We start from the raw sequence: 1025 nt of genomic DNA, 5'->3' as shown, positions 1-1025 counted from the left end.
GTCATGCAGCAAGCACAACAGGAACTGGTCGACTGGCAAGGCCTAGGTACTTCGGTAATGGAAATCAGTCACCGAAGTAAAGAGATCATCAAAGTTGCAGAAGAAGCAGAGCAAGATCTACGTGATTTGCTGAATATTCCAGACAACTACAAAGTACTGTTCTGCCAAGGTGGTGCTCGTGCTCAGTTTGCCGCTGTTCCGCTAAACTTACTTGGTGATGCAGAAACTGCAACCTACATCGATGGTGGCTACTGGGCTGAAAGTGCAGTCGAAGAGGCGAAGAAGTACTGCGAACCTGACGTATTTGATGCCAAAACAGAGATTGACGGTAAAGTCGCTGTTCTACCTGCAAGCGAATGGAAAATTGCCCCAGAAGCGGCTTATGTTCACTTTTGCCCAAATGAAACCATCGATGGCATCGAAATCAATGATCTTCCGATCACCGACAAACCAATTGTTGCTGATATGTCTTCGACAATTCTTTCTCGTGAAATCGACGTGTCGAAATACGGTGTGATTTACGCGGGCGCTCAGAAAAACATTGGCCCATCAGGTATTGCCATCGCGATCGTTCGTGACGATCTACTCGGCATGGCGAAACAAGTGCTACCAAGTATTCTTGATTACAAAGTTCTTGCTGAAAAAGAATCAATGTTTAACACGCCACCAACGTTTGCTTGGTACTTGTCTGGCCTTGTTTTCAAATGGCTTAAAGCACAAGGTGGCGTTAAGAGCATTGAAACAGTGAATCGCGAAAAAGCAAAACTGCTTTACGATTACATTGATCAGTCTGATTTTTACCGTAACGGCGTTCATCCATCGAACCGTTCATTAATGAACGTTCCTTTCCAATTAGCGAAGCCTGAACTTGACGCGACTTTCCTTGAGCTTGCGGATGCAAAAGGACTAAAAGCGCTAAAAGGTCACCGTGTGGTGGGTGGTATGCGCGCATCGATTTACAATGCAATGCCGCTAGAAGGTGTGCAAGCGTGGGGCGACTCCATGAAAGCCCCCGAGCAGACCCA

Annotated in this window: 1 protein-coding gene; it reads left to right on the top strand. The window is 46.5% G+C overall.

The window, feature by feature from the left end; genetic code table 11:
* On the top strand, positions 1-1025 hold a 1025-nt coding region (serC, locus tag R8O70_RS26360; RefSeq protein ID WP_318184604.1), incomplete at both ends, for a 3-phosphoserine/phosphohydroxythreonine transaminase.

This window comes from Vibrio sp. 779(2023) (assembly GCF_033344285.1).
Lineage (GTDB): Bacteria > Pseudomonadota > Gammaproteobacteria > Enterobacterales > Vibrionaceae > Vibrio > Vibrio alginolyticus.
The sequence above is the reverse complement of the archived record's forward strand: the minus strand, read 5'-3'. Positions and strand labels throughout refer to the sequence as shown.